28 protein-coding genes are annotated in these 23947 nt (G+C 72.0%); 15 read left to right on the top strand and 13 right to left on the bottom strand.

Translation table 11 applies throughout. From position 1 onward, the window contains the following. Positions 1–39: 39 nt before the first annotated feature. The 5 genes from AW271_RS21995 to AW271_RS21975 all read left to right on the top strand — a co-directional run bounded on the left by AW271_RS21995 (position 40) and on the right by AW271_RS21975 (position 4674). Complete coding sequence (locus AW271_RS21995) at positions 40–1779, top strand: sensor histidine kinase (RefSeq protein ID WP_157554477.1); 1740 nt, start codon at positions 40–42, stop codon at positions 1777–1779. After that, a complete protein-coding gene (locus AW271_RS21990) occupies positions 1776–2453 on the top strand; it encodes a response regulator transcription factor (protein WP_062339284.1) in 678 nt (225 codons plus the stop codon). Before AW271_RS21995 ends, AW271_RS21990 begins: the two co-directional genes overlap by 4 nt. Before the next feature lie 58 nt (positions 2454–2511). Then, positions 2512–2934 carry a response regulator gene (locus tag AW271_RS21985; RefSeq protein WP_062339283.1) on the top strand — a complete coding sequence of 141 codons (423 nt, stop codon included), beginning with the start codon at positions 2512–2514 and terminating at the stop codon, positions 2932–2934. A 132-nt stretch (positions 2935–3066) separates the two neighbouring features. Further along, a complete protein-coding gene (locus AW271_RS21980) occupies positions 3067–3615 on the top strand; it encodes a hypothetical protein (RefSeq protein WP_062339282.1) in 549 nt (182 codons plus the stop codon). Positions 3616–3633: 18 nt separating this feature from the next. Continuing rightward, the gene (locus AW271_RS21975) at positions 3634–4674 is read left to right on the top strand and encodes a PLL family lectin (protein ID WP_062339281.1); all 1041 of its coding nucleotides are present in this window, start codon (positions 3634–3636) and stop codon (positions 4672–4674) included. Here AW271_RS21975 and AW271_RS21970 read toward each other — a convergent pair. Together AW271_RS21970 and AW271_RS21965 are read right to left on the bottom strand one after the other, a co-directional pair. Beyond that, positions 4667–5905, bottom strand: a complete 1239-nt coding sequence (locus AW271_RS21970; RefSeq protein ID WP_062339280.1) for an NAD(P)/FAD-dependent oxidoreductase — start codon at positions 5903–5905, stop codon at positions 4667–4669. The genes AW271_RS21975 and AW271_RS21970 overlap by 8 nt on opposite strands. A 28-nt stretch (positions 5906–5933) precedes the next feature. Then, complete coding sequence (locus AW271_RS21965) at positions 5934–6494, bottom strand: PadR family transcriptional regulator (RefSeq protein ID WP_245653153.1); 561 nt, start codon at positions 6492–6494, stop codon at positions 5934–5936. A gap of 43 nt (positions 6495–6537) precedes the next feature. On the opposite strand from AW271_RS21965, the gene AW271_RS21960 reads away from it, so the two are divergent. After that, on the top strand, positions 6538–7686 hold the full coding sequence (locus AW271_RS21960; protein WP_062339278.1) for an FAD-dependent oxidoreductase: 1149 nt from the start codon (positions 6538–6540) through the stop codon (positions 7684–7686). A gap of 100 nt (positions 7687–7786) precedes the next feature. Beyond that, on the top strand, positions 7787–9484 hold the full coding sequence (locus AW271_RS21955) for a glycoside hydrolase family 6 protein (RefSeq protein WP_062339277.1): 1698 nt from the start codon (positions 7787–7789) through the stop codon (positions 9482–9484). A gap of 33 nt (positions 9485–9517) precedes the next feature. Here the strand turns inward: AW271_RS21955 and AW271_RS21950 are convergent, their stop codons facing one another. After that, a complete protein-coding gene (locus tag AW271_RS21950; RefSeq protein WP_062339276.1) occupies positions 9518–9895 on the bottom strand; it encodes a winged helix-turn-helix transcriptional regulator in 378 nt (125 codons plus the stop codon). 72 nt (positions 9896–9967) lie between these two features. Here AW271_RS21950 and AW271_RS21945 point away from each other — a divergent pair, with 72 nt between their 5' ends. From AW271_RS21945 to AW271_RS21935, 3 genes are read left to right on the top strand one after another with little or no spacing between them, the layout of a single operon-like run. Then, positions 9968–10333 (top strand): DoxX family protein, encoded by a 366-nt coding sequence (locus AW271_RS21945; protein WP_062339492.1) that lies wholly within the window; start codon positions 9968–9970, stop codon positions 10331–10333. 56 nt (positions 10334–10389) lie between these two features. After that, a complete protein-coding gene (locus tag AW271_RS21940) occupies positions 10390–10794 on the top strand; it encodes a MerR family transcriptional regulator (RefSeq protein ID WP_062339275.1) in 405 nt (134 codons plus the stop codon). Next, positions 10791–11759 (top strand): aldo/keto reductase, encoded by a 969-nt coding sequence (locus tag AW271_RS21935; protein ID WP_062339274.1) that lies wholly within the window; start codon positions 10791–10793, stop codon positions 11757–11759. The genes AW271_RS21940 and AW271_RS21935 overlap by 4 nt, the downstream gene beginning before the upstream one ends. On the opposite strand, the gene AW271_RS21930 is transcribed toward AW271_RS21935, so the two are convergent. Then, positions 11710–12678, bottom strand: coding sequence for a sigma-70 family RNA polymerase sigma factor (locus tag AW271_RS21930; RefSeq protein WP_062339273.1), 969 nt, complete (start codon positions 12676–12678; stop codon positions 11710–11712). The genes AW271_RS21935 and AW271_RS21930 overlap by 50 nt on opposite strands. A gap of 55 nt (positions 12679–12733) precedes the next feature. On the opposite strand from AW271_RS21930, the gene AW271_RS21925 reads away from it, so the two are divergent. After that, complete coding sequence (locus AW271_RS21925) at positions 12734–13387, top strand: maleylpyruvate isomerase family mycothiol-dependent enzyme (protein WP_245653152.1); 654 nt, start codon at positions 12734–12736, stop codon at positions 13385–13387. On the opposite strand, the gene AW271_RS21920 is transcribed toward AW271_RS21925, so the two are convergent. Next, entirely contained in the window at positions 13362–13811 is a 450-nt protein-coding gene (locus tag AW271_RS21920) for a winged helix-turn-helix transcriptional regulator (RefSeq protein ID WP_062339271.1), read from the bottom strand. The two genes, AW271_RS21925 and AW271_RS21920, sit on opposite strands and share 26 nt — an antisense overlap. A 91-nt stretch (positions 13812–13902) precedes the next feature. Between AW271_RS21920 and AW271_RS21915 the strand changes: the two genes are divergently transcribed. Then, positions 13903–14352 (top strand): TIGR03618 family F420-dependent PPOX class oxidoreductase, encoded by a 450-nt coding sequence (locus AW271_RS21915; protein WP_218008122.1) that lies wholly within the window; start codon positions 13903–13905, stop codon positions 14350–14352. Positions 14353–14355: 3 nt separating this feature from the next. Here AW271_RS21915 and AW271_RS21910 read toward each other — a convergent pair whose 3' ends face one another. Continuing rightward, positions 14356–15429: a serine hydrolase domain-containing protein gene (locus AW271_RS21910; protein WP_062339270.1), complete on the bottom strand. Its 1074-nt coding sequence runs from the start codon at positions 15427–15429 to the stop codon at positions 14356–14358. 93 nt (positions 15430–15522) lie between these two features. On the opposite strand from AW271_RS21910, the gene AW271_RS21905 reads away from it, so the two are divergent. Continuing rightward, positions 15523–15957, top strand: coding sequence for a hypothetical protein (locus AW271_RS21905; protein WP_062339269.1), 435 nt, complete (start codon positions 15523–15525; stop codon positions 15955–15957). On the opposite strand, the gene AW271_RS21900 is transcribed toward AW271_RS21905, so the two are convergent. After that, positions 15954–16763 (bottom strand): MBL fold metallo-hydrolase, encoded by an 810-nt coding sequence (locus tag AW271_RS21900; RefSeq protein WP_062339268.1) that lies wholly within the window; start codon positions 16761–16763, stop codon positions 15954–15956. The genes AW271_RS21905 and AW271_RS21900 overlap by 4 nt on opposite strands. Next, positions 16757–17353 carry a dihydrofolate reductase family protein gene (locus AW271_RS21895; RefSeq protein WP_062339267.1) on the bottom strand — a complete coding sequence of 199 codons (597 nt, stop codon included), beginning with the start codon at positions 17351–17353 and terminating at the stop codon, positions 16757–16759. The genes AW271_RS21900 and AW271_RS21895 overlap by 7 nt, the downstream gene beginning before the upstream one ends. A 76-nt stretch (positions 17354–17429) precedes the next feature. Between AW271_RS21895 and AW271_RS21890 the strand changes: the two genes are divergently transcribed. Then, positions 17430–17921: a winged helix-turn-helix transcriptional regulator gene (locus tag AW271_RS21890; RefSeq protein WP_062339266.1), complete on the top strand. Its 492-nt coding sequence runs from the start codon at positions 17430–17432 to the stop codon at positions 17919–17921. Here the strand turns inward: AW271_RS21890 and AW271_RS21885 are convergent. The 4 genes from AW271_RS21885 to AW271_RS21870 form a co-directional block, all read right to left on the bottom strand. After that, positions 17896–18876 (bottom strand): hypothetical protein, encoded by a 981-nt coding sequence (locus AW271_RS21885; RefSeq protein ID WP_062339265.1) that lies wholly within the window; start codon positions 18874–18876, stop codon positions 17896–17898. The two genes, AW271_RS21890 and AW271_RS21885, sit on opposite strands and share 26 nt — an antisense overlap. Before the next feature lie 47 nt (positions 18877–18923). Further along, positions 18924–20126, bottom strand: a complete 1203-nt coding sequence (locus AW271_RS21880) for a hypothetical protein (protein WP_062339264.1) — start codon at positions 20124–20126, stop codon at positions 18924–18926. Between the two features lie 191 nt (positions 20127–20317). Beyond that, on the bottom strand, positions 20318–21826 hold the full coding sequence (locus tag AW271_RS21875) for a hypothetical protein (protein WP_174553110.1): 1509 nt from the start codon (positions 21824–21826) through the stop codon (positions 20318–20320). Positions 21827–22254: 428 nt separating this feature from the next. Continuing rightward, a complete protein-coding gene (locus AW271_RS21870; protein WP_062339263.1) occupies positions 22255–22458 on the bottom strand; it encodes a hypothetical protein in 204 nt (67 codons plus the stop codon). A 113-nt stretch (positions 22459–22571) separates the two neighbouring features. On the opposite strand from AW271_RS21870, the gene AW271_RS41130 reads away from it, so the two are divergent. Then, on the top strand, positions 22572–23138 hold the full coding sequence (locus AW271_RS41130; RefSeq protein WP_174553109.1) for a hypothetical protein: 567 nt from the start codon (positions 22572–22574) through the stop codon (positions 23136–23138). On the opposite strand, the gene AW271_RS21860 is transcribed toward AW271_RS41130, so the two are convergent. Beyond that, entirely contained in the window at positions 23128–23931 is an 804-nt protein-coding gene (locus AW271_RS21860; protein WP_157554473.1) for a hypothetical protein, read from the bottom strand. The genes AW271_RS41130 and AW271_RS21860 overlap by 11 nt on opposite strands. Positions 23932–23947 lie beyond the last annotated feature (16 nt).

Genomic DNA, 23947 nt, shown 5'->3' with positions numbered 1-23947 from the left:
ACCCCGGAACGCACGGCCGCGCGGATACGCTTGCGCCCGGTGATCGACCTTGGCGGTTGGGGCACGACGTCGCGGACCGGCCTTCGCTCGGCGGTGCCGGTGGCGGCCGCGATCCTGGCGCTCGCGCTGGCGGCCTGGACGACGGGCGTCTCCTGGGGCGTGTCCGACCCGCCCCGCACCCCCGCGCCGCCGGTCTGGCTCGACGCCGCCTACCACGCCTTCGGGGTGCCGTTCATCGTCGGCGGGGCGATCGTCTGGGCGCGGACCCGCTGGACGCGGCTCGGCCTGTTGCTGCTGCTCATGGGGGCGAGCTACTACCTGCAGTTCCTGCGGGTGCTGCCCGGGCATCCGCTGCTCTACGTGACCGGCTTCTGCCTCGCCTACCTGTACGTCGGGGTCTTCGGGCACATCGCGATGAGCGTGCCCACCGGATACCTGAGCAGCACGGTCGACCGGGTCTACGTCGTGCTGGCCTATGCCGCCTCCGTCGGCACGCAGGTCGGGCGTTACCTCGCCGACCGGCCGGCCAACCCCTGGAACTTCAACCTTCCGCAGGTCAACACCGCGTGGGGCAAGTTCGGCAGCTACCTGGTCATGGTGATCGGGATCGTGGGCGTCGGGCTCGTGCTGCGCCGGCTGCTGACCTCGTTGCGGGCGCGCCGGCGGCGTACCGGGCCGGTGTGGGGGGCGCTGGCCCTCATCGGGGTGCTGCTGCTGGCGCCGTCGCTGGCCAGCGCGTTGTCCCTGCCGCTGGCCTCGCAGCTCATGTTCGGCGTCCTGCTCGTGGGCGGCACGGCGATCGTCAGCCTCGGCGGCTACCTGCTGTGGGTGGGGCTGGCGTGGTCGGACCAGATCCGGCTGACGGCGCTGCCGCTGCGGCTGGCCGGGGAGCGTCAGGCCGACGCCCTCCAGGCGGCGCTGGCCGACACCCTCGGCGATCCGACGTTGCGGCTGGTGTTCCCCGGGCCCGGCGGAACCGCCGCCGAGACGGCCGGTCCGGGCCGGGCGATGACGCCGATCCACCGGGGCGACCGGCTGCTCTGCGTCATCGACCACGACCCGGCCGTGGCCTCCGGCGATCGGGCCACGGAGATCGCCGTCGCGCTGACCGGCCTGACGCTGGAGAACGCCCGCCTCTACGAGGAGGTGCGCGAGTCGCGCTCGCAGCTCACCGCCGCCACGTTCGAGGAGCGCGAGCGCATCGCCCGCGACATGCACGACGGCACGCAACAGCGGTTCTTCGCGGCGCTGCTGCGGCTGGGCATGGCGGGTGAACGCCTCGACGCGGGGCAGTCGCCGCAGGCGGCCGCCCTGGTGGAGCAGGCGAAGACCGAGCTGCTCGACGGGATCGAGTCCCTGCGCGCGCTCGCCCAGGGCCTGCACCCGGTCGACCTGGAACAGTACGGCCTCGCCCAGGCGATCGGCGTGCTGGCCGACCGGTCGCCGGTGGTCACCGACGTGTCGATCCCGCCGCTCCGATGGCCGCCGACCGTGGAGTCGACCGCCTATTACGTCATCTCCGAGGCCCTGGCCAACGTCTACAAGCACGCGTCCGCCACCCGCGTCTCCGTCGTGATCGCCGCCACCGAGACGGCCGATCTGGTCGTGCGCGTCGACGACGACGGCGTGGGCGGGGCCGACGCCTCGGGCACCGGCCTGCGCGGGCTGGCCGCCCGGGTGGGCGCCGTCGACGGCACGCTCGCCATCGAGAGCGGCCCGCACGCCGGCACCCGGCTCACCGTCCGCATCCCCCTGCCACCCGAAGGGACATCCTCGTGAGAGTCGTCGTGGTCGAGGACGACCGCATCCTGTGCGCCGCGCTGGTCGAGGCGCTGGCCCACCACGGCATCGACGTGCCGGGAGCCGCGCACACCGCCGACCGGGCGATGGAGCTGATCGACCGGCACGCCCCCGACGTGGCCACGATCGACCTGCGCCTGTCCCCGCACGGGCCGCCCGACGAGGGCCTGAGCCTGGCCGAGCGGCTCCGCGTCCGCTACCCCGACGTGGGACTGCTGGCGGTCTCGGCCAACCCCGACCCGGTGTACGTCGAGCGGTTGTTGTCGATGGAGGAGCCGCCGCGCGCGGTCGGCTTCCTGGCCAAGAGCCAGGTCGGCGAGATGGCCGTGGTCGTCGACGCGCTGACCCGGGTGGCCCGGGGCGAGCTGGTCGTCGACCCCTACGTGGTGCGGCTGCTGATGAGCCGGCGGCGCTCCGACGACCCCCTGGCCACGCTGACCCCGCGCGAGCGGGAGATCCTCGCGCTGGTGGCGACCGGGTTGTCCAACCTGGCCATCGCCCAGCGGTTGTCGTGCGCGATCAGCAACGTCGAGAAGAACCTGAGCACCGTGTTCGGCAAGCTCGGGCTGATGCCCGGCGAGGCCGGGCGGCGCGGGGTCAACCTGCGGGTGCTGGCGACGCTGGCCTACCTGCGCAGCCAGGGGAAAACCTGACACCGGGGGGTGGAAACCTGGGGGGTCATCGGCTGAGAACACGTACAAGATCGAGAGTGTGGAACAGGCGAGGGTGGTCGTGGTCGAGAGCACGCCCGAGCTGCTCGCCGCGCTGAGGCACCTGTTCGCCCAGGCAGGCGCGGAGGTGCTGGGCTCCGCCGCCGGCCACGCGGCGGCGCTGCGGGTGGTGGCGGCCACCGCGCCCGACGTGGTCGTCATCGACCTGCCCGGCCCCGGTGACCAGGGAGTGGTCACGGCCGAGGCCGTGCGCGCCGCCCACCCGGCGGTCGGCATCCTGCTGCTGTCGGTCCGCACCGACGCCGCGTACGTGCGGCGGGTGCTCGGGCTGCCCGCCGGTGGAGGGGTCGGCTACCTGCTCAAAGAGCGGCTGGCGGTGCCGCATCTGGTCGTCGGGATGCTCGCCGCCGTCCACCGGGGCGAGATCGCCGTCGATCCGCACGTGGCGGGCCTGCTCCCCTGACCCCGGCGGAAAACCGCCGGGACGGCCCCGGATTCCCGCCCCGAAGCCTCTGCTTCCCGGCCGGACGCGACCCGCCCCCGGACCGCAGACTGCCGATGTCAGCCCAGACCACGCGACATCGGAGCGTCCGCCATGACCGTACGCCGCATCCTCACCGCCGCCCTGCCGATCGTGCTCGTCCTCGGCGGCCTGCTGCCCGCCGTGCCCGCCCACGCCGACGACGCCTTCAGCCGGTGCGAGGGCGGTGACGCCGCCGACTTCACCCTGCGCGCCGTCCTGGACGGAGAGGACGCACGCGGGGTCGGCGTGGGCACGATCCGCCCCGGAGACGTCGTCGCCTCGCAGACCGACGCGTTCTCCTTCCTGCGCATCGACTGGTGGGGCACCACCAAGGACCCTGACGGCGATGAGGGCCGCCTCGCCGGAGCCGGCTGGCCCGCTCCCCTGCTCGCCCCCTACGTGCTGATGGTCCGGGCCCGTACGACTGTCACCAACCGGCCGGCCAGGCTCGACGACGGCCACACCCGGAGCACCGGCTGGCGGGTCGCCGGCTCCGACAGCCCCTGTTACACCTACCTCGGCTCACGATCGGGCCGCCTGCAGTTCCAGGTGAACGACCCCCAGCGAGGCGACAACGGCGGCACCGAGAACATCACCGTCTTCGTCTACCGCAACCCCTGACACCAACGAGGAGGACTCGTGCGACGACTGCTGCTGGCCATGATCCTGGTGATCCTTAGTGCGAGCCCCGCGCTCGCCGCGCCGCCGGTCCCGGTGACCCGGGGCTCCGGCGCCACCTCGCTGGCCTTCCGCGAGGGCACCGGCGTCCACTTCGCCTACAACCTCAACGGCTCCCCCGTCGGAGCGTGGAGCCGGCAAGTGCTGCCCGGCCCGAACGCCTACTCCGACCCCGCCCTGGCCCGCGACGCGGCGGGCAGCGGCATCGCCGTCCAGGGGCCGAGCAACAGCCTGACCTTCTACTGGAACCTGCACGGCGACCCGACGTGGACCGCCCAGCAGGCCGCCGGGCCCGGCACCGTCGTCGGCGCTCCCGCCATCGTCCGCGACGGCGCCAAGACGGTCATCACCGCCGTCGACATCCAGGGCCAGCTGTACTCCTACACCGCCACGCACGGCAACCCGGTCTGGGTCCCCCAGCTGGTCAGCCCGGTGCTCATCGTCGGCAGCCCCTCCATGGCCCGCCACGGCACGACCACGGTGATCGCGGCCCGGGGAGAGGCGAACAGCATGTACTACTTCTGGAAGGCCGACGGCGCGAACGGCTGGGCGGGTGAGCTGGTCGCGCAGCCGGGCAGCGTCCTGTCCGACCCGTCGATCGCCCGGGACGCCACGAGCACCGCCATCGCCTTCCGCGACTGGAACAACGGGCTGACCTACCTGCGCAACGTCCACGGCACGTCCGGCTGGCCGGCGACCCCGGTGAGCCCGGGCGGCACGCTCGGCGCGGCCGATCCGCAACTCGCCAACGACGGCGCCACGTCGTCGATCGTCGCCCAGTCCCCCAGCGGCGAGGTCCACTTCTGGTGGAAGCCCAACGCCACGGGGTCGTGGACCAAGACGCTGGTCGAGTGGGGCGGCATCGTGGGCAACCCGTCGTTCAGCCGCGACGCGACCGCCAGCCACATAGCGGCGCGCATGCGCTACAACCACGCGATCAAGTACTACCGCAACGTCCACGGCCAGTCGTCGTGGACGCACGTGCCCATCTACCTCAGCTGAGGTCGTGCAGAACCGCGTCGGCCGCCCGCCGCCCGGACACCAGCGCCCCCTGGATCGACCCGGTGTCCCGGTGGTCGCCGCAGACGTAGAGCCCGTCCTTCAGACGCACCCGGCGGCGCAACGGCATGGGCGGCGGCATCGCCGGCAACGCCTCCGGGATCGGGTAGGACGCCAGGTGACGCCAGCCCCGGACCTCGGAGCCGTAGATCTCCTCCAGGCGGTCGCGCACCCGCGGTTCGTCGTCGTCGCCCAGCACGCCCAGCACCGACGTGGAGATCAGCGCCTCACCCGTGGCGCTGTACTCGGGGGCCGCGTCGGTCATGACCAGCGTGTCGGCCAGGACTCCGTCGCCGTCGATCACCTGCGTGGCCTCCCCGAGCGGGGACCGGGGGGCCGCGTGGTAGAAGGTGGTCACGGCCCGCATGGCGGGCGCCGTCACGTCGGGCAGCAACGTCGCGGCGGCGCCCGGGTCGGTCGCCACCACGACGGCGGCGGCCGGCAACTCCGCGCCGTCGTCCAGGACCACGCCCGCGCCGCCGACCGACCGCACCGGGCACTCCAGGCGCAGGGCCCCGTCGGGCAGCCGGCTCGCCAGCTGCGCCGGGGCCTCGCCCATGCCCAATGCCGGCACGCCGATGGTGCCGCGCGCGAACGACCGCCAGATCAGGTGGAAGACCCTGCTGGAGGTCTCCAGCTCCCGCTCCAGCAGCACGCCCGCCAGGAACGGGCGGATCAGCCGCTCGACCATCACCGGTGACATGCCCCAGTGCCTGAGCTCGTCGAGGACGGTGCGCTCGGCCCCCGCGCGCAACGCCGAGGCGGGGAAGGCCAGGTCGCGGGTGGTCATGGCGGCCAGGACCGCCTTGTCGGCCAGGGTGCCGAGGCCGGCGGTCAGGCCGGTGAGGGCGTACTGCGGATGTCTCCACGGCAGCATGACCCTCTCCCTGCCGCCGCCGGAGCGGAAGACCAGCATGCCGGAGTTGAAGGCGCGCAGCCGCAGCGCCTCGACGTCCAGCACGCGGGGCACCTCGGGGTAGCCGGTGTTCAGCACCTGGAAGCCCCGGTCGAGGCGGAAGCCGTCGACGACGTCGGTGCGCATCCGGCCGCCCACCCCGTCGGAGGCCTCCAGCACGGTGACCGGGACGCCCGAGCGGCGCAGCCGCACCGCGCAGGCCAGCCCGGCCAGCCCCGCGCCGACCACGATCACCGGTTGCCGCTGTTGGTGTGCCATGAGCTGGTCCTACCCGGGGGCTCCCGCCTCAGTACCAGGTGACGTCGCCCGTGCCGATGTCGGCGAGCAGCCGCCGCACGTATTCGGCCTCGGCCGCCACCACCGCACGCTGGTATTCGGTCTCCACCAGGAACACCCGGGGCAGGAAGCTCGCCCCGTCGGCGAGTTCGGCGTCGAGGGCGGCCGTGCGGGTCTCCAGGGTGGTGAGCCGTTCGGTCAGCGCCTCGACGGCCTCGGGGATCGTCAGCACCGGCAGGAAGGCGAGGGCCGCGGGGAACTCCGGGAACTCGCGCCTGGGGTCGGCGAGCATGGCCCGCATCCACTCCCTGAGGGTGTCGCGGCCGGCGGCGGTGGGTTCGTAGACGGTGCGCTCGGGGCGGTTCTCGTCGCGGGTCGTCGTCTGGACGGCGATCAGGCCGTCGCGGAGCAGGCGGTCGATCGTCTGGTAGACGCTGTTGCGCTGCGCGACGTTGACGACGTCGTCCTTGTGGCGCTCCTTGATCAGTTGCTGCATCCGGTAGGCGTGCATGGGCGTCTCCACGACGAGTGAGAGCACCGCCATCGCCAGAGGTGATCGCCGCGATGTCATGACGGCCATCGTATTTGTTAGTCATTTTATGTATAGTCATAGTATGACCAAGGAAACGTTGATCATCGGTGGCGGCATCGCGGGGCCGGTCACGGCCATGGCACTCCGGAAGGCCGGGCTCGGCGTCCGGCTCTTCGAGGCGTACGACCGGGGTTCCGACGGCGTCGGGGCGTTCCTGACCCTGGCGCGGAACGGGCTGGAGGCGCTGCGGGTCCTCGGCCTGCACGACCTCGTGGCCGATCTCGGCATGGACACCCCCGAGGGGGTGATGGTCAACGCCAAGGGCCGCGAACTGGCCGTCATCCCGCAACCGAGCCGCACTCTCCGGCGGGGCGACCTCTACCGGGCGCTCCGCGACGAGGCGGTCCGGCGGGGGGTCACCGTCGAGTACGGCAAACGGCTGACCGGCGCGGGGGTCGCCGGCGGCGGCGTACAGGCCCGGTTCGAAGACGGGACCACGGCGGACGGCGCGCTGCTCGTCGGCGCGGACGGACTCTGGTCGCGGACCCGGACGATCATCGACCCCGGCGCGCCCCGGCCCCGGCACCTCGGGCTGCTCAACACGGGCGGGTTCGCCGAAGGCATACGCGTGCCGGGACGGCCCGGCGTCAGCCACTTCGTCTTCGGCCGGCGGTGCTTCTTCGGCTATCTCGTCCACCCCGACGGCGGGGTCTGGTGGTTCGCCAACCCGGCCAGCCCGAAGGAGCCCACGGCCGACGACCTGGCGGCCGTCACCCCGGCGGCGCTCATCGAGCTGTTCCGCGACGACGCCGGGCCGATGCGCGACATCATCGCGGCCACGCCCCACGTGTTGCCGGCCTGGAACACCTACGACCTGCCGACGGTTCCCACCTGGTCGAACTCCCACATGGTGATCGTCGGCGACGCCGCCCACGCGACCTCACCGTCATCCGGGCAGGGGGCGTCGATGGCGATCGAGGACGCGGTCGTGCTGGCCACGTGCCTGCGCGACCACGAGACGCCGGAGGCGTTCGCCGCCTACGAACGGCTGCGCCGGGGGCGGGTGGAGCGCATCGTCGCCCAGGGCAAACGCAACGGCGACGGCAAGGCGCCCGGCCCGGTCGGGGCCTACCTGCGCGACCTCTTCCTGCCGGTGGTGCTGCGGCAGGTGGCCAGGCGCGGGTCCCTCAACTGGATGTACGACCACCGCATCGCCTGGGAGGACGCCTGAAAGGTTCAGGGCCGACCTGGGGATTCGCCGGGCCGGGTTGCCGGGGGCGGGCCATCTGGGGTGACGTTCGGGGGTCGGTCGTCGCGTCCTGGGGGATGCCATGAGGCTCCTGCGCGTGCTTGTCGGTGTGCTGCTCGTGTTCGTCGTGCTGCCGGGGGTGGCGTGGGCCGCTCCGGGATGCGTGGTGACGTACGGGGCGAATTCGTGGCCGGGCGGGTTCACCGCCGGCGTCACCATCAAGAACACCGGCGATCGGGTCACCGGCTGGACGTTGCGGTTCGACTTCACCGCCGGGCAGACGGTCACGCACGGCTGGTCGGCGCGGTGGAGCCAGTCGGGGGCGCGGGTCGAGGCGGTGAACGAGCCGCACAACCGGGTGATCGCACCGGGCGCGACGGTGACCATCGGCTTCAACGGCAGCTGGACCGGCGCCAACCCCGCGCCGACGCGCTTCACCCTGAACGGCACCACCTGCGGCGGCCCGCCGTCACCGAGCCCCTCGCCGAGTCCGAGCCCGTCACCTTCGCCGAGCCCGAGTCCTTCCCCGAGTCCGTCGCGGGTCGACAATCCCTACCTCGGCGCACGCGGCTACCTGAACCCCGAGTACGTCGCGAACGTCGAGGCCGCCGCCACCGCCACGGGCGGGGAGGTCGGCGCCGCGATGCGGAAGGTCGCGTTCCAGCCGACCGCCCTGTGGCTCGACTCCGTGGCGGCGATCGGGTCGATCAGGGGCGGCATGGGGTTGCGGCAACATCTGGAGCGGGCGCGCGTCCAGGCGTTGTCGCAGGGGAACGACGACCCCGTCGTCGTGACGCTCGTGCTGAGCGACCTGCCGGGCAAGGAGTGTTCGTCGTGGTGGCCCACGGCGGAGTTCCCCCTGAGCGCCGACGGCGTGACGGCGTACAGGAACCAGTTCCTCGACCCCATCGCGGCCATCCTGGCCGACCCGCGCTACGCCCAGCTCAGGATCGTCACGCTCGTCGAGCCGGAGACCGTCGGCAGCATGGTCAGCTGGCCGCAGGAGACCCAGTGCGTGGAGGCGCGCACGTCGGGCCTGTACGTCGCAGGTCTGAAGCAGGCCGTCACGACCCTCGGCCTGGTCCCCAACGTGTACGTCTACCTCGACGCCGGCCGGTCGTCGGTGGCCGGCTGGACCGAGGTCTCCGGGCCGCTGGTCGACGTGCTCGCCGAGGTCGTCGAGGGCACGCCGGGGGTGCACGGGTTCGTCACCAACGTCGCCAACTACGTCCCGGTGGACGAGGTCTTCCTCCCGGACACCGGGAAGCTGGTCGCCGGGCAGCCGCTGCTCTGGAGCCGGTGGGTCGACTGGAACCCGCACATCGACGAGGACCACTACACGCGCCACCTGCGCACCGCCTTCATCGCGGCGGGCCTCCCGGCGGACATCGGCATGCTGATCGACACCTCGCGCAACGGCTGGGGCGGCACCGCCCGGCCGACCGCCGTCAGCGTCTCCACCGACGTCAACACCTACGTCGACCAGTCGCGGCTCGACCGGCGCGTCAACCGCTACAACTGGTGCAACCAGCTCAACGCGGGCATCGGCGAACGCCCCGCCGCCGCGCCCAGAGCCGGGGTCGACGCCTTCATCTGGGCCCGGCCGCCCGGCGAGTCGGACGGCGCGAGCGACGGCGTCAACCGGTGGTGCGACCCCACGTTCGCCCCGCCGATGGGCTCGTACCGGCCGTCGGGAGCGACGCCGGGCGGTCCGGCCTACGGCGTCTTCTGGCCGTCCTACTTCGGGACGCTCGTCCGGAACGCGTATCCGCCGCTCTGACCGGCGTCCGCGGACGGAGCAGGCCCGAAACGGTCAGTCCTCGCGGGTGTCGTAGGCCGCCTGGCTGCGTTCGATGGCGGGATTGTGCTCCGCCGCCCACTCGGCGAGGGTGATCGCCGGGGCGATCAGGGTCTGGCCCATCGGCGTGAGCTCGTACTCCACCCGGGGCGGCACCTCGGCGTGGGCGGTGCGCGAGACGAGCCCGTCGCGTTCCAGCCGGCGCAGGCTGAGCGACAACATGCGCTGCGAGACGCCGGGGATGTGCTGCTGCAACTCGGTGAACCGCAGCCGCCGCCCGTGCAGGGTCGCGACGATCAGCAGGGTCCACCTGCTGCCGATGCGGTCGAGGATGGCGCGGACCGTCCGGCCGGCGTCTCCCCTGATCAGACAGGTCTTCTCGTTCTGTGACACGGCGACTCCCGGTTACCACGCACACTGATGTTCCTTTTGTACGGCATCCGGCGGTCCCCCATCATGGGCGCCATGACCGTGGCCTATTGGATCATCGCCGCCCTGCTGGGCCTGTTCTACCTCTACGCCGGGGGCAAGAAGATCGTCCAGAGCAAGGAGCGGCTCCAGCCCATGATGGGCTGGGTCGACACCGTCCCGATGCCGATGGTCCGGACGATCGGCGCCCTGGAGGTGCTGGGGGCGGCCGGGCTCGTCCTTCCCCCGGTCACCGGGATCCTGCCCGGCCTGGCGCTGGCCGCCGCGGCCGGGTTCACGGTGCTCCAGGTGCTGGCCACCGGGCTGCACCTGTCGCGTGGCGAGGTCAAGGAGACCGGGCTGAACGTCACCCTGATCGTGCTCGCGGCGGCCGAGGTCTGGCTCGCCACGATCTGGCTCTGATCAGGCCGGGGATGCCCGTTTGACCTGTAGTGCGCTACAGGTGGCACTGTGGACGCATGAGCGAGGTTCTGCTTCCCGAGGTCACCGTGGAGGTGCCGCCCCAGGGCCTGTCGATCACCGAGGTGTCCCGGGCGACCGGGATCGGCGTCGAGGCCCTGCGCTACTACGAGCGCGAAGGGCTGCTCCTGGATCCCACGCCCCGCGACGCCGGCGGCCGCCGACGGTACCGCGAGGGTGATCTGGCCTGGATCGGCGGCCTGGTCATGCTCCGCGAGACCGGCATGTCCATCGCCGACATCCGGCTCATGGCCGAGCTGTGCCGCCGTGAGGGCACCGAGAAGGAGCGCCTGGAGCTGCTGACCCGGCACCGGGAACGCGTGCTCGCCGAGGTCCGGCGCACCCAGCGCCACCTGCGCGCCATCGAAGCGAAGATCTCCAGATACGAGGCAGTCACCACATGAACGACGTCAGTCTCGGCGCACTCCGCGTCTCCCGCCAGGGCCTCGGGGCCATGGGCATGAGCGCCTTCTACGGCGCCCGCGACGAGGCCGAGGCCATCGCCACCCTCAACCGGGCCGTCGACCTCGGGGTCACCCACATCGACACCGCCGAGGCGTACGGCCCCTACGAGAACGAGAAGCTGATCGCCAGGGCGCTGGGGGCGCGCCGCGACGAGATCACCATCGCCACCAAGTTCGCCCTCGACTTCGAGAACGGCGCGGTCATGGACGGCAGCCCCGCCCACGTGTGCCGCGCGGTGGAACGTTCCCTGCGGCACCTGGAGGTCGACGTGATCGACCTCTACTATCTGCACCGCGTCGACCCCGACGTGCCCATCGAGGAGACCGTCGGCGCGATGGCCGAGCTGGTCACGGCCGGGAAGGTGCGCCACCTGGGCCTGTCGGAGGCCGCGCCGGCCACCATCCGCCGGGCCCACGCGACCCACCCCATCGCGGCGGTGCAGTCGGAGTTGTCGCTGTTCGCCCCCGACGTGCTGCACAACGGCGTGAAGAAGGTCCTGGACGAGCTGGGCATCGGCCTGGTGGCCTTCTCCCCCATCGGCCGCGGCCTGCTGAGCGGCGCGATCGCCAAGGTCGACGATCTCGACGCCGACGACGCCCGCCGCACCCTGCCCTGGTTCACCCCGGAGAACATGACCGCCAACCGGCACCTGGTCGACCGGGTCGCCGCCGTCGCGGCCGCCCGGGGCGCGACGCCCGCGCAGATCTCACTGGCCTGGGTCGCCGCCCAGGGCGCGGTCGCCATCCCCGGCACCAAGCGGCGGCGCTACCTGGAGGAGAACGCGGCGGCGATGGACCTCGCCCTCACCGCCGCCGAGCTGACGGAGCTCGGCGAGGCCGTCCCGGCCGGATCGGTCACCGGCGCCCGTGACACCCCTGCCGGCCTGGCCAGGAACCATCGGTGAAGAACAGCGGAAGCAGCCGGTCGGCGCCGAGGAAGGTGACGATGTCGGTGATCGCCCCGTCGGCCGCCTCCAGCACGACCAGGGCGAACGGGTGATGGACGCCGTCGGCGTCCGGGCGGGTCTGCCAGAAGGCGGCTGACCCGTTCGCCCCCGCCGGCCACAACCGGGCCCCCGCGCACGACGCCGCCGGGTCGGACAGGGCCAGGCGGACCTGGTCGCGGCCGCGCAGCCACCAGGCGAACGGCGGCATCGACATCGTGACGTCCTCGTGCAGCAGGGACACCAGCGTGTCGACGTCGTGGCGTTCGAACGCGGCGCAGTAGCGGTCGAGCAGGTCCCGCCGGGCGGCGTCGTCGGGCCGGGCCTCGTCCGGGGCCTTGGTCCTGAGGGTCGCGCGGGCCCGTTGCAGGGCGCTGTTGACCGAGGCCACGGTGGTGTCGAGCAGGTCGGCGGTCTCCTTGGCCGTCCAGCACAGGACGTCGCAGAGGATCAGCGCCGCGCGCTGGCGGGCCGGCAGGTGCTGGAGGGCGGCGACGAACGCCAGGCGGATCGTCTCACGCCGTACCGCCAGCTCGCCGGGGTCGCCGGTCTCCGGGAGGGCGCGGGCGTCGGGGATCGGGTGGATCCACCGTTCGTCGGCGATCGGCGGCCCCAGCGGACCGCCCGCCTGCGAAGCCGGGCCGAGGTCGATCGCGAGGGCCCGGCGCTGGGCGCTGCGCAGCATGTCGAGGCAGACGTTGGTGGCGATGCGGTAGAGCCACCCGCGCAGCGGACCGCGCCGCTCGTCGTAGCTCTCGACCGCCCGCCAGGCTTTGACCAGGGTCTCCTGCACGGCGTCCTCGGCCTCGAAGCCGGACCCCAGCATCCGGTAGCAGTAGCCGGTGAGCTCGGTCCGGTGCCGCTCCAGACGTTCCAGCATGCGTCGACCTTACGGGCGACCGATGAGTTCCCGGCCTCCGGTCCGTATGTCCGGTGTGACGAATTCGAAGACGACCGATGAGACCGTACGGGCGGCGGTGCGCGCGGAGCGCGCCGAGCAGGCCGAGATCCTCGCCGCGCTCCGGCCCGACCAGTGGGACGCCCCGACGTTGTGCGAGGGGTGGCGGGTCAGGGAGGTGGTGGCCCACACGACGATGCCGTTCCGGCAGTCGGCCGGGCGGATGCTGGTGGAACTGGTCAGAGCCCGGGGAAGCTTCAACACGATGGCCGACCGGCTGGCCCGCCGCGACGCGGGCCGGATGAGCGCCGCCGACCTGCTGGCCCTCCTGCGGGCCAACCTCGCCCACCCCTGGACGCCGCCCGGCGGCGGCGCGACCGGCGCGTTGTCGCACGACGTCATCCACGGCCTCGACATCACCGTGGCCCTCGGGCTGGGCCGGATCGTGCCGCCCGACCGGATCGCGATGGTCTTCGCCGGCATGGCGCCGAGGAACATCGCCTTCTTCGGCGCCGATCTCAGCGGCGTGCGACTGCGGGCCACCGACCTCGACTGGTCTCTCGGGACGGGATCGACGGTGACCGGCCGGGCCCAGGACCTGCTGCTCGTGGTCTGCGGACGGCGGCTGCCGCCCGGCCACCTCGACGGAGCCGCCGCCGCCCGGTTCACCGGGCGCCCGGCCCCGGCATGAGCTCGACGTCGCCGGCGTGCATCGGCTCGCCGCAGTGGGCGCAGCGCAGGTCGACGCCGCTGATCTCACCGCACGCGTGGTGGCGGTAGAGCACCGGCGGGCCCGCCTCGCCGGCGAGCCACCGGTCGCCCCACGCGGTCATGACCATGAGCAGGTCGACGAGCTCGGCGCCCTTGGCCGTCAGGCGGTACTCGTAGCGTGGCCGGTTGTCGTAGGGGTGGCGTTCGAGCACGCCCTGCTCGACGAGGTGGCCGAGCCGTTCGGTCAGCACCTTGCGGGAGATCCCGAGGTCGGCCTGGAGCTGGTCGAACCGGTTCAGGCCGACCCAGACGTCGCGCAGGATCAGCGGCGACCAGGGTTCGCCGATGACGTCGAGGGTGCGCGCGATGGAGCAGGCCATGTCGCCGAACTGGGTGCGTTGCATGCCCCCATTCTAGCCTTTGGGGTTCCCTGAAGGAACTTAAGTTGGTACGGTTACGGAGTCTCCTCAAGGAACCCCGAAAGGATGTCGCCAGATGAACGAGGTCATCACGGCCCACGCGGTGCCGGTCGACGAGGTGGTGGCGCGCCGACCCGTCCACCTGATCGAGCCCGACGTCCGCCGCGTCCTCGACGGCGTCTCGATCGCCCACCTCGCCACGGTCCTGCCCGACGGCTCGCCGCACAACGTGCCCGTCTTCATCGGGACCCACGGCGACCACGTCGTCGTCTTCACCGGCCCGGAGGTGCGCAAGGCGCGCAACCTGCGCCGCGACCCCCGGCTCGCGATCTCGATCGCGCCCGCCGACAACCCGTTCGAGCCCGTCGTGATCCGGGGCCGCGTCGTCGGGTGGGTCGACGGCGAGGCGGGGTGGGAGATCATCGACCGGCTGGCCCTGAAGTACACCGGGCAGCCCTACGGCCGCGACCAGGACCGCGTCGTGGCCCTGATCGAGCCCGAACTCCAGCGGATCGGCGTCGGCTGACCCTCATTTCAGGGACGCGCGGAGGAGCCCCGGCGTGAGTTCGCCGTTGAGTTCCTCCAGGTTCCACCTCCCCTGCCGGTAGGCGTGGTTGGTGATCCAGAAGACCATCACGCCCTTGTCGAGGGAACGGGCGAGGTCGCCGTACGACCAGTCGTTGCCGCCGTCGTGCTCGGCGACCCGGCCGAACTCGGTGCGGGGGAACACGCCCCAGCCGTAGGCGTAGTAGAGCTTCGCCGTCCGGTCGACGAGCACCCGCGCCCGGAACATCTCCGCCTTGGCCTTCCGGGACAGGATGGTGTCCCCCTCCAGCGCCCGGTGCCAGCGGTACATGTCACGGGCGGTGGAGAGCATGCCGCCGTTGCCCCGCAGGTACCAGTAGGGACCGTCGGCCGCCCACGGGTGCTCGGTGGGCCGCCCCCGTCTCTCGCCGTCGCGGTCGTACTCGACCGCGATCTGGCCCGGCGCCCAGCGGGGCAACACGTAGCCGGTGCTCGTCATGCCGGCGGGGGCGAACAGCCGCTCGGCCAGGAACTGTTCGTACGACCGGCCGGACGCCTTCTCGACGACGGCGGCCAGCAGGCTGTAGCCCACATTGGAGTAGTGGAACTCCGTTCCGGGCACCGACCGCAGGGGCGACGTCAGAGCACGCCGCACCATGGTGTCGCGGGAGACCGGGTCGTAGTCGTCGCCGAGGTCGGTCAGCCCCGAGGTGTGGGTCAGCAGGTGGCGCACGGTGATGAGCCGCTTGTCGGCCGGCACCCGGCCGAGGTGGACGGAGATCCGGTCGGTGGTGCGCAGCTTGCCCGCCATCTGCAGCTTCATGATCGCGGCGGCGGTGAACTGCTTGGTGATCGACATGACGTCGTAGGCGGTGTCGCATCCGGCCCGCGTCCCGGCCTCGCGATCGGCCAGGCCGAACCCGGCGCAGTGCACGAGCGTGCCGTGGCGGGCCACCGCGACGGTGCCGCCGGGGCCGGTCGGCAGTGTCCGGTCAAGGAACGCCTCGATCCGCGGATGGACGGGAGCGGTGGACAGCAGGACTCCAGCAAGGGCGGCGGGCAACCAGGGAGAGATCATGTGATCGACGCTGGCCGATCCCGCGGATCCGGGGCAACGAATGTGCCGTTCCGGCTTGTGCGGATCCGTGCGACTCCGTTGTACTGCCGGGTTATGAGCCCAGAAGCCCGTCCCGACCCGGCCGCCGCGCGCACCGACGCCGAGTTCGTGGCCCAGTTGCGCACACTCAAGACCTGGTCTGGACGCAGCTACCGCGACATCCAGCTGCACGCGCAGCGGGCCGGCCGCCATCTGCCCTATTCGACCGCGGCCGGGATGCTCAAACGCGACTCGCTCCCCCGCCAGGAGGCGCTCACCGCGTTCGTCCTCGGTTGCGGCCTGGACGAACAGGCGGCCACGGCGTGGAACACCGTGCGCACCCGGCTGGACCTGGGTGTGCCGCCGGAACCGTCTCCTCTTCGTCCACGACGCCGGCCCCGGTGGGCGGCCGCCGTGGCGGCGTTGGTCGTCGCCGCCGCCGCTCTGGTGCTCGTCGGCCAGGCCGACGAGGAGGTCGTCCAGGTCGGGCACGTTCAGGTGCTCGACTAACGGGCGAACCGCCGGAACTGCCCTTCGTGGACGTCGCCCACCCACTCCCAGCCGGGCTTGGCCGCCGGGCCGATCCGGGGGTCGTCCGGGACCCGGCCGTCCCGCAGCGCGAGCACGTAGGCGCGGTCCCGGTCGATCCGGGCCCGCGCCTGGCCCGGTCCGCCGACCGACCCGTGGCCGGGGATGACGACGTGGGCGTCGTCCGCGACATCTTCGAGCAGCGTCAGCGCGGTGAGGTAGTCGCCGATCGGGTCGGCGGCCTCGTCGAACTCGAACATCGGGATCAGGACGTCGGACACCATGTCCCCCGCGATCAGGACACCACGGTCCTCGATCAGCAGCGCCGCGTGGCCGGGGGCGTGCGCCTGGTGCTCGATGATCCGGACCCGGGGGCCGTCCCACGGGATCACCGTGGCGCCGGCGGGCAGGCCGGCGACCAGGCCGAGGAGGTCGAGCGGCACCTGCCCGGCGATCTCGGTCTCCAGCAGGTGGTCGGCGATGCGGTCCTTCGCGCCCGCGTCCGACAACTCCTCCCGGATGGCGGCCGCGCAGCGCGCCGTGCCGTAGCGGGGGACGTCGCCGAACCGGGCGTCCCAGAGCACGTGGTCCCAGTGGGGATGGGTCGAGAAGCCCGCGACCACGGTCTGCCCCAGCTCCGCCAGGTCGTCCACGAGACAACCGAGTTCGGCTCCGGTCACCCCCGGGTCGACGAGCAGCACGCCGTCCGGGCCCCGCACCACGACAGCGTTGCTCTGCACGAACATGCTCTCGTGCACCAGCACGCCCTCGGCGACCCGGGTCAGCACGCGCCCGCCTCCTTCGCGTCGACGACCGCGTAGTGGTGCAGGGTGACGCCCTGCTCGAACGACCGCTGCTCGATCAGGTCGAGGTCGACCGGCCGGTCGTAGTCGTCGAACAACGTGCGGCCGAAACCGAGGATCGAGGGGTGGGTGAAGAGCAGCAGCTCGTCGAGCAGCCCCGCCCGGAGCAGCTGGGTGGCGAGCGCCGCCCCGCCCACCCCGATGCCGCCCTCGGTCTCGGCCCGCAGGGCGGCGAGCCGCTCGATCGCGTCGTCGCCGCCGATGATCCGGGTGTCGTGGCCGGCGCTGCGGCGCGTGCGGGAGACCAGGATCTTGGGCTTGGACGTCCAGATCTCGCCGTATTCGTGCATGTAGTCGGGCAGAGTCGGGTCTTCGTGCGCCCTCGGCCAGAACTCCTCCATGACCTCGTAGTAGACGCGGCCGTGGACGAGGAGCGAGAGCGCCCGCGTGCGCGCGTTGGCCTCGCGGTGCAGCTCCTCGTGGATCCGCAGCCACTCACCGGCGCCGTTGTCGCCGGGAACCTGCTCGATCCGCAGGTCGAGGGAGACCTGCATCGCATAGACGAACCGCCCCATCGGCTTCCCCTCTCCACAAGTGGTTGTATTCTGCAACTACTATCGGGACGGCGAAACGCCTGTCAAGGAGGGAATCGTGGACCCACGGTCCGGGTGTCCGATCAACGCCGCCGTCGAGGTGCTCGGAGATCGGTGGTCGCTGCTGGTGCTGCGCGACGTCATGTTCGGCGACCTTCGCCACTTCCGGGCCCTGCTCACCGGCTCGGCCGAGGGCATCGCCTCGAACATCCTCGCCGACCGCCTGGTGCGGCTCGTCGAGGCCGGCCTGCTCACCCGCGGAACCGCCGCCCGGGGCCAGCGCGCCCGCTACAGCCTGACGGAGGCCGGCATCCAGACGTTGCCGATCATCTACACCCTCGGGAACTGGGGCCTCGACTGGCGGCCGGGCGACGAGAGACTGCGCGACCGTCAGCGGCTCATGCGGGAGGGGGGCCCGGCGTTCGTCGAGGAACTGATGGACGAACTGCGCGCCCGCCACCTCGACGCCCCGCCGAAGCCCCACGAGGGCCCGGGCGCGTTCGAACGCCTGGCGGGCCCCGCCGTCACCGGGGGCGCCGCCCCCGGATGACCTCCATGACGTCGTCGAACTCGGGCAGCCCGGCCGCCGGGCTCGGCAGCGGCGCCACCTTCGTGGAGTGGGGCGGCTTGACCGGCAGGCCGGTCCGCCAGCCGACGAAGTCGGTGATCGTGCTGCCCTCGGCGCGTTCCTTCGACGAGTAGTGCCCCTGGTAGGCGGTGTCCCACATGATGTTGAACCGCACCGGCACCCCGGCCCGGTCGGTCAGCAGGTCCCACCACACCTCCGCCGGGCCGTACGACTCGTCGGGCTTGGCCAGGGCGAGCGCCCGGAAGGTCGGCGAGACGGCGTAGAGGTCGTCGAAGGTGAGCTTGCCCCGCCACGAGTAGAGGTTCTGCTGCGAGCGGCCCAGCGGGTCGATGAAGACCGGTCCGGAGATGTACTTCTTCTCGTAGGTGTCGGACAGCAGGCGCCGCAGCGTCCTGGGCTCGAAGACGTTGACGATCTGGTCGGTGAAGGCGCCGCCGCTCACCGCCCTGCCCCGGTAGGCCCACGGCCTGCCCTTCGGCAGCGCCGCGGAGTAGAGCTTCCCGGACGAGTAGTGGCGGCCGTTCGCCGTGACCGACCGGTGGAGGGAGGTCTGGGCGAGCAGGCTCCTGGCCTGGAGGTCGCCGCCCGCCGCGTCCTCCTTGGCGATGGCGAGGGTCCCGTCGCGCTTGAACATGAGCTTCCTGGTCAGGTCGGAGCCGACCACGCCGCCCGGCCCCAGTTGGAGCCAGCCCTTGCGCTCGAAGTGGTAGTCGAACAGGTGCATCATGCTGTTGATCTTGCGGCCCCGGCCGCCCAGCATGACCGTGCCCCATTCGATGACCTTCGCCGTGCGCTTCTGCGCCAGCAGCCGCTTCACGGCCGCGACCGGGTCGGGGGCGGCGGCCTCGGCGGGTAAGGGGACGAGCACGACGGAGGCGAGGACGGCGACGCCGATCCCCGCGATCTTTGACTTCACGGGTCCGCATCCTCCCACAGGGTGCTCGCCGTCCTGCCGGCTTCTGGTCAGGTGATGCCGCGCACGGCCAGGACCCGCAGTCGCGTGTTCGCGGCCTCATGGACCTCGGCTGCCAGGGGGTCGGCGGTCAACTCCCGCAGACGCGAGCGGACTGCGGCCGTGTCTGGCGCCGCCTCACACGCGCGCCGCCGCACCGTCGGCTCGCAGTCGTCAAGTCCCTCGACCACGAGGGCTTCGGCTTCACGCGGCGCACATCCCCGAAGCCCGTCTAGGAACGCTTCCCGGGCGAGCGAATGAAGCGTGCCTTCCCACGCGGCCATGAGCTCGCTCGCGGCTTCCTGGATCCCCAACCGGCCCAGGCCTCGTGCGGGAACCTCGGCGGCGCACCATTCTCCGGCGGCGACCGTGCGGTGCAACGCGGCCAGCAACGCCGGCGCATCGCCCCGGTCACCGACCTCTGCCACCACCCGCTCCCCGAACGCGACGAGGGTGTCGTCGCCGCTGCCGATCCACGTGCGGGCGCGTGGCAGCGCGTCTCGCCCGAGGTGGTGGAGCGCCTGTGGGATACCCGGCAGCCACCCGGCCGCGTTGCGCAGGCCGGGGTCCTCGGCGAAGTCGAAGACGACGCGATCGCCGCGCCTGCCCAGTTCCTCCAGCGCCCGCCGCCGCCCGGAGCCGCCGGCGGCGACGAGCCCGATCAGGTCTTCGGTGCCGATGGCGACGATTCCGGGTCGGGTGTCGCGCCTGGCCGGTCCGGGTGGACGGGAGGCGTTGCGCTCGACGATGATTCGCCGGACGCGTGGCTGGGAGCGCGCGAACGTCGTCCACGGCTCCGAGTCGCACCAGATCGCCTGTGCAAGCTGGGCATCGTCGCGGTTGGCCATGATGTCGTCCGCGAGCCCGTCCCAGATGGCGGGAAGCGTCATCGCGCCGCTGTCGCCGATCGCCTCCAGTGCCGTGGACCAATGCGGCCCGTCGATCGCGTATCCGCGCAGCACGGCCGCCGCGTCGAGCCGACCGGCCATCGGGAGCAGGGCAAGGACCCGCAAGGCGAGCTCAACCGGTTCGGCGTCCTCGCCGTCGTACGTGAGCAGGTGCTGTTCAATCGGCGCCAGTGGCAGGTCGAGCCGAGCGATGAGACCGGCGAGGTAGCCGTCACGTTGATCGACTTGTCGGTCCCAGCGCGGGTCCGTGATCACGCACTCATACACCGCGTCGGCCGCGCCGGGGGCGGTCGACGTGCGATGCACCGCGTCCCCGTTGGAGCTGACCGCGGAACGAGGCCGGACTGTCATATTCGGTCATCGGCATGCAGTATCCCCGGGGTGGAGGCGGCGCTGCGGGAGCGAATAGCGGCATGGCCATGATGCCCGGGTCCTGTCGGTCGTGTCTTCTAGGTGCGTATGACGTCGATCGACCCGACGGTCAAGCGGATCGCGTCTCAGGGAATCAGCTCTCGCATCGCGGCGAGCGGCAACGACGGGTTGGCGGCCGCGGCCTCTACCACCTGCCAGTCTTCGTCGTGGAGTAGTTCGACGATCGCCGAGAGCGGCAGGGCGGGGTGGCGGGCGGCCAGGGGTCTGGCCTGGTGATCGTCGAGGCAGGCGAGCAGCGCCGTGGCCGTGGCGCTGGGATGCCGGGCGATCGCGCGGAACGCCTTCCGCACCGGCGGCCGGTGCTGAGCGAGGTCCTCCAGCAGCGGGGCCGTGGCGTCCGGGTTGACGGCCACTTTCGCCAGCACCCGCGCGCCGTGGCGCGTGACCATCGCACGGAGCTGCGCTTCGGACAGGCCCGGGTGCGGCGCGACGGACTTGACCACCCTCGCGTCGGGATCGTCGGCGAACGCGCCACGGATTTCGGGTGACAGGTCGCGCCGCTGGGCGAGCAGCATGCGAACCGCCGGGATCGGTGACGCGGCCAGTGCCGTGACTTCGGCCACGGAGGCGGATGCGATGCGCGGCAGGAGCACCTGGCCGAGCCGGGTGTCGCCTGCGATGTCGGACAGGACGTCGAGCGGCAGCTCGGGATGGTGGGCAAGTCGATACCGGACGTCGTGGCCGCGATCGGTGGCCACGGCGCGGATCAGGTCCTCCCTGATCGAGGGGTTGCCCGCGAGCGTCGCGCGCACCCACGGGATGGGATCCTCGGCGAGCTGCGCGTACACGTGTGCGGGCAGATCGGTGCGGGCCGCCAAGTCGACGCGCATCAGAGTCGAAGGATGACTGACGAAGCCCACGACGGCGTCGACCGGGGCAGCCGGGTTCCTCAGCGCCATCTGCTGGATTTCCCGCACAGCCGACTCATGGGAGCCATCGCAGGAAACGCCCGGCGGCAGTGAGCAGTCAGATCGTTCGCAGCCCGGATCGTGAACGAAGGGGACCGGTTCTCGATCACAGACCAAGCAGGACCGCGCCGGCGGGAGCCCCTCACCGGTCAGCAACGACGCCAGTACCGTTGCCGGCGTCTTTTCGTTGGCCGCCACCGAACGACGGACATCGGCATGCGGATGCGCCGCAAGCTCGCCGGCCAGGTCCGCGGGCGCCCACAGCGCGAGCTCGGCGACCACCCGGACATCGGGGTCGGAGGCGAGTGTCCGCAGCACATCGGGTGGCAGGCCGGGGCAGGCCGCCAGCTTCTCCCGCGTCTCCGCCAGAGGATCGGCAGCGAGCAGTCTCGCCCACTCCGGCCTGCCGGAACGTTCTTCAAGGAGGGCGAGTGCGACACGTGGCCGGGCTACCGGATCGACGTCGTCGGCCGTGAGCCGCCCTTCGTGGGCGAGTCGTACGGCGGCTCCCTCGAAGCGTGACAGCGCGGCCACCTGCACACGGCTGAGATCCGACCGGCAGGCCACGGCCTCGGCGACGTCCGGGTCCGCAGTCGCGATGAGCTGATCGATCAGTTGGGGCGGTAGCGCCGTGTTCTCGGCCAGCCCGAGGAGAGCGTGGAGCACAGGAGGAATCATGCCCGAGCAGGATCGAACGGCCATCCGGCCCGCGATGGACTGACGCGTCCTGCCTGGCCGAAGGCCGCTCCCACGATCGAGGTCCCCAGGCAGTTCGATCGGCGCGTTGTGGCCCCGGGCCCGTTCGCCCGGGGCCGGCCTCGTGGATTGCGAGGCCGTGGAGACGGCGGTCGGGATGGGCTTGCCGAAGATGGTGGCGCGCGTGCTCATCGGCCTGTGGCTGAGCGCGGACGAGCCGGCCCGCGGGTCGCACGCCAGTCCCGCCTCGATTGGCGGTGGCGCGACGTCTCGACACGCCCGTGGGAGGTCGCCTGGTCAGGGAGGGTGCGTTCGTGGAGCGGATCAGCCGTGATCAGACCTCGGGCGACGGGGCCACGCACCGGCTCGGGTGCGCGGCCCGGCCGCGTCGTCCCGGGCTACGCGTAGAGGAACCAGTAGCCGTGCTCCGGGACGCACTGGTAGGACGTCCACCAGCCCTCGGTGATGCCGAGGTTGCCCACCCGGTTGCAGTCCCAGTTGTAGTAGTAGACGTTGCGGAGAGTGGCCGCCTGCGCGGGCGCGGCGCCCACGGACAGCACGAAGCCGAATGCGAGCAGTGCGGAGACCATCAGTTTGCGCATGGCGCGAGAGTCGCATCCCGGCGTCCCGCCGACCAGCGGGTCGATCTTGCCTGGACGATGACCTGGACCGGTCCCCCGCCGTGGCTGAAAGATTCACCGTTAGCCTGAAAGGCGTGATACGAGGCGCCCTGATCTGCCTGACGCTGCTCGTGTCCGCGGCGGCCTGCGGGCAGGACGAGCCGGTCGCCCGGCCGAGCCCCACGCCGACCCCCACGCCCACCGCCGAAGCTCTGCCGGAACCCGCGTCGGAGGAGTTGACCCTCCCCGACGGCCGCCGGGTCGCCATGCGGTACGAGGCCGGCCGGGGGTTGTCCGAGCAGCACTACGACCCGGAGACCGGCGCGTGGTCGCACCCGCGTCTCGTCTACGGCACCGAGACCGACCCCTGCCAGAGCATCCGGCTCAAAGAGGACGAGGGCACGGTCACGGCGATCGCGAACTTCGGGCGTTACTGCTCCGACGGCGAGCCGCCGACCGAGTCCATCGCCGCGGTGGCCGTCGGCGACCTCAAGAAGTGGGAGCATCACCTGACCCGGAAGTTCGACGGCTGGGCGCGGGCCACCGTGTCCGACGGCGGGCGGAAGGTGACCTTCGTCCGCAACGCCACCCATGTCCGGGTCAGGCTCGTCTGGACCGCGTCCGAGGGGTTCTCGGACGCGGTCTTCAGATTCAGCGCTTGACGTCCTTCTCGTCGATCACCGCTTCGGCGCGGGGCGCGACGACGGCCACCTTCGTGCCCCAGTTGTACAGGCGCGTCTCCGAGGTGTAGTCGACGACGGTGCCCCCGCCGACGGGCATGCGCATCGTGACGCTGAGGCGGGTGACCAGGCCCTCCTTGCTGAGCGTGAACGCGTACGCGATCGTGGAGATCTGGCCGCTCTCGCTCTTGCCGCCGGGGCCGAACTGCTTGCGGAACACCGGGGAGAGCGCGGCCATCTTGGCGCTCGTGGTGGTGCCCCGCACCACGCCGCCGCGGGTCGAGGCGGCCTTGGCGATCAGCGTCTTGACCGTGTTCGGCTCGAACACGTTGACGATGACGCCGCCGGGGACCGGCGGGAGGGGGCGCTTGCGCACCCAGTACTTGCCCTCGGGCAAGCCCTGTCCGGCGCGGGGGCCCTGCACGTAGGTGAACTTCGGCAGGGAGATCACCCGCCCGGGGGCCTCGAGGCTCTTGCGGACGCCGCGTTCGTCGTTGTCGGCGTCGTCGAAGAAGCCCTTGTCGTAGCGCGTCTTCTCGTTGAGGTCGGCGGCGATCGGGCCCTTCGGGCCGAACTGGATCGCTCCCAGTTCCTGGGTGACGCTTCCCTTGCCGCCCTTCGGCCGCACCTGCAGCACCGTCTTGAGCTTGACGCCCTTCCCGGTCACGAACTGCGCCGTCAGCGCTCTGATCGGATCGACTTTCGCCGCCGCCGGCTGCGCGGGCACCACCAGGGCGCCCGCGGCCACCAGCGTCACGGCCATCACTCGCTTCACCCGCGAAGTCTCACAA

Source organism: Herbidospora sakaeratensis (assembly GCF_001570525.1).
In the GTDB taxonomy this organism is placed as follows: Bacteria; Actinomycetota; Actinomycetes; order Streptosporangiales; family Streptosporangiaceae; genus Herbidospora; species Herbidospora sakaeratensis.
The sequence above is the reverse complement of the archived record's forward strand: the minus strand, read 5'-3'. Positions and strand labels throughout refer to the sequence as shown.